The sequence below is a fragment of the Pyxidicoccus fallax genome (assembly GCF_012933655.1).
Classification (GTDB): domain Bacteria; phylum Myxococcota; class Myxococcia; order Myxococcales; family Myxococcaceae; genus Myxococcus; species Myxococcus fallax.
Map to the genome: position 1 here is coordinate 1 of NZ_JABBJJ010000522.1, position 5,891 is coordinate 5,891.

General features: G+C 69.6%; 1 protein-coding gene. It reads right to left on the reverse strand.

Going from position 1 to position 5,891, the window contains the following annotated elements; all coding sequences use genetic code 11:
- Positions 1 to 5,891, reverse strand: a 5,891-nt coding sequence (locus HG543_RS50595) for a non-ribosomal peptide synthetase (protein ID WP_169352165.1), incomplete at both ends; no start/stop codon positions are given.

The window sequence follows — 5,891 nt, forward strand, 5'->3', positions numbered from 1 at the left end:
CAGGATTCCCATCGACCAGCCGTCCGACACGATGTGGTGCATCACCAGCACCAGCACGTGCTCCTGCTCCGACACCTTCACCAGGGCCGTTCTCAGCAGCGGCCCTCTCTCCAGGTCGAACGGACGGAGTGCGGCTTGTTCCGCGAGCCGCCTTGCTTCCTCGGCACGCGCGGACTCGGGCACGTTGCCCAGATCCAGCACCTCCAGGCGCACCTGTGCGTCAGGCTCGATGTGCTGCACCGGGAGTCCGTTCTCGGTGCGGAACGTGGTGCGCAACGACTCGTGACGGCGCACCAGCGCGTCGAAGCTGCGTTCCAGCGCACGGACATCCAGCGTCCCAGTCAGCTTCACGGCGATGGGGACGTTGTAGAACGAGCTGCCGGGCTCCAGCTGGTCCAGGAACCACAGCCGCTGCTGCGCGAAGGACAACGGCAGGGCCCTGTCGCGAGAGGCTCGCTTCAAGGGCGGAGCCTGGAGGCTTCCAGCGGCATCCATCCGCCGGGCCATCGTCTCCACCGTCGGGGATTCGAAGACGTCGCGCAGCGGCAGTTCCACCCGGAACGTCTCGCGCACCCGCGAGACGAGCTGCGTGGCCAGGAGTGAGTGACCGCCCAGCTCGAAGAAGTCGTCGTGCAGACCGACTCGCTCGACGTTCAGCACCTCCGAGAAGATGGCCGCCAGCTTCTTCTCCGTCTCCGTGCGCGGCGCCTCGAACTGCTCGGAGTTGCTGACTGGCGCGTCCGGCGTGGGCAGCGCCTTGCGGTCCACCTTGCCGTTGGGCGTCAGCGGCAGCACGTCCAGCACCACGTACGCGGACGGCACCATGTACTCGGGCAGCCGCTGCTTCAGGTGCGTGCGCAGCGTGGCCACGTCCAGTGCCGCGCCCTCCTTCGCCGTCACGTACGCCACCAGCCGCTTGCCTTCGGCTCCGTCCTCCCGCGCCACGACGACGGCCTCGCTGACTCCCGCGTGCTGCGCCAGCGCCGTCTCCACCTCGCCCGGCTCGATTCGGAAGCCGCGCACCTTCACCTGCGTGTCGTTGCGGCCGAGGAACTCCAGCGTGCCGTTCTTCCTCCAGCGCACCTTGTCGCCAGTGCGGTACAGCCGCTCGCCGTCGCCGAACGGGTTGGGCACGAAGCGCTCGGCCGTCAGCTCCGGCCGGCCCACGTACCCTACCGCCAGGCCCTCTCCTCCCACGTACAGCTCGCCCGGCACTCCCACCGGGACCGGGCGCATCCACGTGTCCAGCACGTACGCCGACGTATTCGTGATGGGACGGCCGATGGGCACCGAGGCGCCCAGCTCCTCCACTCCCTCCATGCGGTAGCACGCGGAGAAGGTCGTGTTCTCCGTCGGGCCGTACCCGTTGACGAGCACGTTTCCAGAGGCCAGCCGCTCCTTCACTCGCGTCACCGGCAGCACGTCGCCACCGGCGAGCACCTGCTTCACTCGCGCCAGCGCGTCGGGCTGCCTCGCCTGCATCTGCTCGAAGAGGGCCGCCGTCAGCCACAGGGACGTGATGCCGGACTCGCCCAGCGTCCGGCCCAGCTCCTCCAGCGACGGAATGCCCGCCGGGTACACCACCAGCTTCGCGCCATGCAGCAGCGCGCCCCAGACTTCCAGCGTCGAGGCGTCGAACGAGATGGGCGCCAGCTGCAGCCACACCTCCTCCGGTCCGAAGTGCGCGTAGTCGGCTGCCGCGTCAGTAGCGGAGCCGGTGCTCACACCGGTGGCCATGAGGCCCGTCGCACCCTGGACTCCCGAGTTGCTCAGCACCAGCCGCGTCACGGCTCGGTGTGGCACGCCCACGCCCTTCGGCCTGCCCGTGCTTCCCGACGTGAACATCACGTACGCCAGGTTGCTCCCGTTCACCCTCACCGACGGCGCGCTCTCCGGCTGGCGGGCGATGACGTCCGCATCCGCGTCCACGCACACCACCAACTCGCTGCCTTCGGCCACCTCCTCCGCCAGCTTCTCCTGCGCCACCAGCAAGGCCACTCCGGCCTCGCGCTTCATCCACCCCAGCCGCTCCAGCGGGTAGCTGGCATCCAGCGGCACGTACACACCACCCGCCTTCAGGATGCCCAGCACGCTCACCACCAGCTCCAGCGAGCGCTCCACGCACAGGCCCACCCGCACCTCGGGCCCCACTCCCATTCCCCTCAGGTGGTTGGCCAGCTGGTTGGCCTTGCGGTCGAGCTGCGCGTACGTCAGCCGCTGCCCGGCGTACTCCACCGCGACGGCCTCCGGCGTACGCCGCGCCTGCGCAGCGAACAGCTCGTGCAGGCCCGCCTCGCGCGGGTACTCCACTCGCGTCCCGCTCCACTCGGACACCAGCCGACGCTGTTCCTCCTTGCCCATCAGCGGCAGGTCCGCCAGTCGCATCTCCGGCTGTGCGACGGCCGACTCCAGCAGCACTCGCAGATGCCCGAGCATCCGCTCCATCGTCTCCGCGTCGAACAGGTCGCTGTTGTAGTTCACCGCCGCGAAGGCGCCTTCCGGAACCTCCGCCACCACGAGCGACAGGTCGTACTTCGACGTCTTCTCCTCCGACTCCACGCCCGACAGCTTCAGTCCCTGCCTCAGCTTCACCTCCGTCACCGGAGTGTTCTGAAGCGTCAGCGTCACCTGGAACAGCGGGCTGCGGCTCAGGTCGCGCTCGGGCTGCAGCTCTTCCACCAGCTTCTCGAACGGCACCTCCTGGTGCGCATACGCGCCCAGCGTCGCCTCACGCACCTGCGCCAGCAGCTCACGGAAGCTCTGCCGGGGCGCCAGCTTCGCGCGCAGCACCAGCATGTTCGCGAAGAAGCCGATGAGGGCCTCCGTCTCCGCCTGCGTGCGGCCCGCGATGGGCGAGCCCACGCACACGTCGTCCTGTCCCGAGTACTTCGACAGCACCGTCTGGAACGCCGCCAGCAGCACCATGAACGGCGTCGCGCCTTCTCGCTGCGCCAGGGCCTTCGCGCCGTCCCACAGCGCCTTTGGCCACTGGACATCCACATGGCCTCCCCGGAACGTCTGCACCGCGGGACGCGGACGGTCCGTGGGCAGTTCCAGTGCCTGCGGCACTCCCGCGAGCTGCTGCTTCCAGTATCCGAGCTGCGCGTCCAGCACTTCGCCCTTCAGCCAGTCGCGCTGCCACACCGCGTAGTCCGGGTACTGCACCGCGAGCTCCGGCAGCGGAGACGGGCGGCCCTCGGAGAACGCCTCGTACAGAGCGGCCACCTCGCGCACGAGGACGCCCATCGACCAGCCGTCCGACACGATGTGGTGCATCACCAGCACCAGGATGTGCTGCTGCTCGGACAGCTTCAGCAGCGTCATCCGCAGCAGCGGGCCCCGCTCCAGGTCGAAGGGCTGACTCGACTCGTGCTCCACCCACCGGAGGGCTTCCGCCTCGCGGGTTCCCTCCGGAGTGACACTCAGGTCCCTCAGCTGAAACGCGAGCGGCGGCTCCGAGGCGATGAGCTGAACGGGCCGCCCACCCTGGGAACCGAAGGTGGTGCGCAGCGACTCGTGCCGTTGCACCAACGCTTCGAAGCTTCGCTGGAGCACGCCCACGTCCAGCGCGCCCTCCGCGCGCACCACCGCGGGCACGTTGTAGAAGGCGCTGCCCGGCTCCAGGCGATCCAGGAACCACAGACGCTGCTGCGCGAACGACAGCGGGAGCGCCGCCTGTCGATCCTCGCGGGGCCGCAGCGGCGGAGCCAGCATCTCGCTGCCCGCGCGCACCGCGTGCTCGACCTTCTCCGCGAGCGCCGCCACGGTGGGGGCTTCGAAGAGGTCACGCAGCGGGAGCTCGATACCGAAGGCGCTCCGGATGCGCGAGACCACCTGGGTCGCCAGCAGGGAGTGTCCACCCAGCTCGAAGAAGTTGTCCTTCGAGCCGACGCGCTCGACCCGCAGGACCTCCGCGAAGAGCCCCACCAGCAGCTCCTCCGTGGGGGTCCGCGGCGCTTCGTACTCGGCGCTGGAGGCGGTCGGCGAGGCCTTCGGATCCGGCAGGGCCTTGCGATCCACCTTGCCGTTGGGCGTCAGCGGCAGCACGTCCAGCACGACGTATGCCGAGGGCACCATGTACTCCGGCAGCCGTTGCTTCGCGTGCGCGCGCAGGGAGGCCGCGTCCAGTGCGACTCCCTCCTTCGCCGTCACGTACGCCACCAGCCGCTTGCCCTCGGCCCCGTCCTCCCGGGCCACGACGATGGCTTCGTTGACGCCCGCGTGCTGCGCCAGCGCCGACTCCACCTCGCCCAGCTCGATGCGGAAGCCGCGCACCTTCACCTGTCCGTCGCGGCGGCCGATGAACTCCAGCTTCCCCTCGCCCCTCCACCGCACCACGTCTCCGGTGCGGTACAGCCGCTCGCCGTCCCCAAACGGGTTGGGCACGAAGCGATCGGCCGTCAGGTCCGGACGGTTCACGTACCCCACCGCCAGGCCCTCGCCTCCCACGTACAGCTCGCCCGGCACTCCCACTGGGACCGGACGCATCCACGCGTCCAGCACGTACACGGACGTGTTCGAGATGGGGCCGCCGATGGGCACCGGCGCTCCCACGTCCTCGGGCCGCTCCATGCGGTACCAGGTGGAGAACGTCGTGTTCTCCGTCGGGCCGTACACGTTGCTGAACGGCTTGCCGGCGGCGAGCCGCTCCTTCGCGCGAGCGACGGGCATCACCTCACCGCCCGCCATCAACTGCTTCACCCGGCCCAGGGCTTCCGACTGACGGGCCTGCATCTGGTCGAACAGGGCCGTCGTCATGAACATCGAGGTGATGCCGGACTCCGTCAGCGTACGTGCCAGCTCCTCCAGGGAGGGCACGCCCGCCGGGTACACCACCAGCTTCGCGCCGTGCAGCAGCGCGCCCCACAGCTCCAGCGTCGAGGCGTCGAACGAGATGGGCGCCAGCTGCAGCCACACCTCGTCTGGTCCGAAGTGTGCGTAGTCCGCGCCCAGCACCAGTCGGGCCACCGCCCGGTGCGGTACGCCCACGCCCTTCGGCTTGCCCGTGCTTCCCGACGTGAACATCACGTACGCCAGGTTGCTCCCGCTCACCTTCACCGACGGCGCGCTCTCCGGCTGGCGCGCGATGGACGTCCAGTCGGCATCCACGCGGACCACCGGCTCGCCCTCGGTCAGGCGGAGGGCCGGCAACAGCTTGTCCTGGGCGACCAGCAAGGCCACTCCGGCCTCACTCTTCATCCAGGCCAGCCGTTCCACCGGGTAGCTGGCATCCAGCGGCACGTACACACCACCGGCCTTGAGGATACCCAGCACGCTCACCACGAACTCCAGCGAGCGCTCCACGCACAGGCCCACCCGCACCTCGGGGCCCACTCCCATGTCCCTCAGGTGATGCGCGAGCTGGTTGGCGCGCTGGTTGAGTTGCGCGTACGTCAGCCGCTGGCCGGCGGACTCCACCGCGATGGTTTCCGGCGTCCGCTGCGCCTGCGCTTCGAACAACTCGTGCAGGCCGGCTTCACGCGGGTACTGCACGGTCTTCCCGCTCCAGTCCCGCACCAGTCGGCGCTGCTCCTCCTCACCCATCAGCGGCAGGTCCGCCAGCCGCGTCTCGGGCTTCGCGACCGCTGCCTCCACCAGCACCCGCAGGTGCCCCAGCAGCCGCTCCACCGTCTCCGGCTCGAACAGGTCGCTGTTGAACTCCAGCGCGCCTCCGACTCCGCCTTCCGTCGACTCACCCATGCCGAGGGTGAGGTCGAACTTGGCCGTCTTGCCCGACGACTCGGCCGCCTCCAGCGTCAGCCCCGGCAGCTTCACCGCTCCGCCCGGCGCGTTCTGCAGCACGAACATCACCTGGAAGAGCGGGCCGCGGCTCATGTCGCGCTCGGGCTGCAGCTCCTCCACCAACCGCTCGAAGGGCACCTCCTGATGCG